The sequence below is a fragment of the Xanthomonas sp. SHU 308 genome, assembly GCF_000364645.1.
Classification (GTDB): Bacteria; Pseudomonadota; Gammaproteobacteria; order Xanthomonadales; family Xanthomonadaceae; genus Xanthomonas_A; species Xanthomonas_A sontii.
Map to the genome: position 1 here is coordinate 1 of NZ_AQOK01000432.1, position 2897 is coordinate 2897.

The window sequence follows — 2897 nt, forward strand, 5'->3', positions numbered from 1 at the left end:
CTGCGCCGGCAGCGTCACGCGGCCGTCGATGCGCTTGCGCGCCGGATCCCCGCGCAGCGCCAGCGACACCCTGCCCCAGCGCGTCGGCGCGGCGTCGATCGCGATCGTCTCGCCGCTGCCCAGCCAGTCGCGCGGCACCGCCCGCGCCAGGAACAGCTCCTCGCCGGCGCTGTCCTCGAACACCAGCATCCAGCGCAGCAGCAGCGGAATGGTCAACTGCGCGGGGATGCAGAACAGCGGCATGCCGCCGGTGATGCCGGTGACCTCGCCCGCCGTCCAGCTGCCGCGGGTATGCACGTGGTAGCGGTGCGCGTACAGGAACAGCAGGTACTCCTCGATCCGGTCCAGGCGCAGCAACTGCTGCGCGTAGCCGTAGGAGATGAAACCAAGCAGGTCGCGCGCCTCCGGGGTCGGCGCGGTGATGTTGCCGACCACACCGAGGCTGGTGCCGCCGTGGCCGCGCACGCAGTCGATGACCAGGTGCGCCAGGTCGTCGGGCAGCACGTCGGCCTGCAGCAGTTCGGCATAGGCGCGGTGCGGCCAGCCCTGCTCGCTGGGATGCTCCTGCTGCAGCGACTGGCGGAACGTCAGCTTCACCCCCGGCAGCGGGCCGATATACGGCGGCTGCAGATCGCGGCGGATGTTGCCACGCAGCGTGCGCAGCAATTGCGTGGACAGTTGCTGCGCACGGCGCTGCCATTGCGCCGCGGCGGCCTGCCCGCCCGGTCCGGCGATGCCGCTCCACACCGTCGCCAGGTCCTGCCAGCCGCGCACCGTCAGCGCGCTGTTGGCGTAGTACGGCTTCCACCACACCTGCGGATCGGGGAACAGGCAGGCGTCGGATTCGTTCCAGCCGTGGAGCAGGCCATGCCCAGGTTTCGATTCCGGCAGGCGCAGGCTGGCGTCGTGCAGCTCGACCAGCACCTGCGCGGTGGCGGCGATCTTGTCGCGGTGCTTGCGCAGCAGCGCGGCATCGCCGGTGTAGCGCAGGTAGCGCGCCAGCAGCGACAGGGTCAGCCCGAACTGCCCGGTCTCCGGGCCGCGCATGTTGACTATGCCGTCGGCCTGCACGAAATCGCTGAAATACCCGTCCAGCACCGCCGCGGCCTGGGCGAAGCGGCCCCATTCCAGGTTGGCGTACAGCGAACTGGTGAAGGTGTCCTGGAAGCCGTCGTACTCGTTGCCGTAATAGTCGCGGTCCACCGCACCGTACTTGGGGTAGGTGCCGCCCGGACGCACCACCAATTCGCGGGCGAAGGCGAAGCGCGCCATGTCGCGCCAACTCGCATCCGGGGTTTGTGCCTGCACAGTGTCAGCGAGCTGCGCCTGCCAGTAGCCGGCGAAGGCGAGCAGGCCGCGGTAGAAATCCTCGGCGCTGCGCGGGCCGCGCCGCGGCGGGTAGTCGGGATAGCTGTAGCCGTACACGACCTTGCTGACCTTGCCATGCTCGACCAGCGCACTGCGGTGCCAGGTCTGCACCACGAAGCGGTCCTCGGCCAGCACGTCGGCGAACAGCAGGATGTCGTAGTAGCGGCCCTCGCCGGCCGGCACCACCTTGCGCACCGCCGGCATCCAGCCGCCGAGCAGGCCTTCGCTGCGGCGCCGCACCAGTTCGTCCTTGCCCAGTTCCGGAAACGCCTGGATCGCGCGGTAGCAGCGGGTGCGCCCGTCCGGGTACACCGGCATGGTGTCGGCGCACTCGCGGGTACCGACGAAGGTGGTCCACGGCAGGCGCCCGTTGTAGTCCTTGGGATCCAGTTGCGAGGCCGGCGGCGGCGCGACATCGCGCACCTCGTCGGCGCGCGGGTCGCCGTCGCGCAGCAGGCGATCGGCGAGCAGGTCGGCATCTGCCATCGCTACCTCGGCCAGGGCCATGCCGAAATACGGCGCCTGCGCGGCCGGGAACACCGCTTCGGTGCGCTTGCCCAGCACCAGCGCCCCGCCCGGACCGCGCAGGGTCAGATCGCCGTCGGGCTGGCGCAGGTCTTCGTAGACCTCCCAGGTCGCGCCCGCTTCGACGAAACGGCATTGCAGGGTGTGCCCGGCCAGCGCGTCGGCCGCCAGCGGCTGCAGTTGCGGCGGTGCGGGTGCACGCGCGGCGCTGGTCGCTGTGGGTGCCGCGGCGGCACGCCCGGCCAGCGCTTCCACGCCGGCAACCGCGCCGACGGCCAGGCCCTGACGCAGGAAATCTCTCCGATCCATCTACCGTCCCCGATGCAATGCGATCGTCGCATCGTGCGCTGCGCGCGCCGCAGCGTCTTGTGCGCTGTGCCGAGGATCGGTGCGGAAAATCGCATAGCCGCGTGATCGCGGCGATGTTGCGTTGCGGGAACGCAACGCGTCGGCGACGGCTTACGCGAGCACGTCGAGCAGGCTGCCGATGCTGTCGTCGGCCGCGCGCAGCACGCGCGCATTGGCCTGGAACGCGGTGCGCTCGGTCAGCGTACCGACCATGTCGTCGACCAGATCGCTGCCCGGCCCACCGGCCTGCTGCACCTGCCCGACCACGCCACCGCCGGCGCTCGCCTGGTTCACCGGCACCGAACGCTGGAACCCGTCGGTGGCGAGATTGGCGATGTTGTTGGCGCGCACCTGCAGCCCGGATGTCGCCGCGCGCATGCCGGAGAGCGCGATCGAGGAACTGGGGGCGATGACAGTCATGGCGGGCCGGCGCGGAGGGAGACTTGCCGGGTTATCGGCGGAGTTGGCGGGGGCTTGAGTGGGGGGATTGGGGAATTGGAATTGGGGATTGGCAAGAGCGGGCGCGTCGGCGCGATGATCTGAAGCCCCTCTCCCCTCGGGAGAGGGGTTGGGGTGAGGGTACGGAGGCCGCGCGATGCTCCGGAACCTGGTGCATCCCCCGCACCCTCATCCGCCCCTGCGGGGCACCTTCCCCC

General features: G+C 70.6%; 2 protein-coding genes. Both read right to left on the minus strand.

Going from position 1 to position 2897, the window contains the following annotated elements:
• On the minus strand, positions 1 to 2202 hold a 2202-nt coding region (locus D588_RS0114215), incomplete at its 3' end, for a hypothetical protein (RefSeq protein ID WP_017916457.1).
• Between the two features lie 150 nt (positions 2203 to 2352).
• Complete coding sequence (locus tag D588_RS0114220) at positions 2353 to 2661, minus strand: flagellar basal body protein (RefSeq protein ID WP_026143725.1); 309 nt, start codon at positions 2659 to 2661, stop codon at positions 2353 to 2355.
• Positions 2662 to 2897 lie beyond the last annotated feature (236 nt).

Excerpts from the sequence above, each read along its gene's own strand:
- D588_RS0114220 (WP_026143725.1), bottom strand. The coding sequence starts at position 2,661 with ATGACTGTCATCGCCCCCAGTTCCTCGATCGCGCTCTCCGGCATGCGC.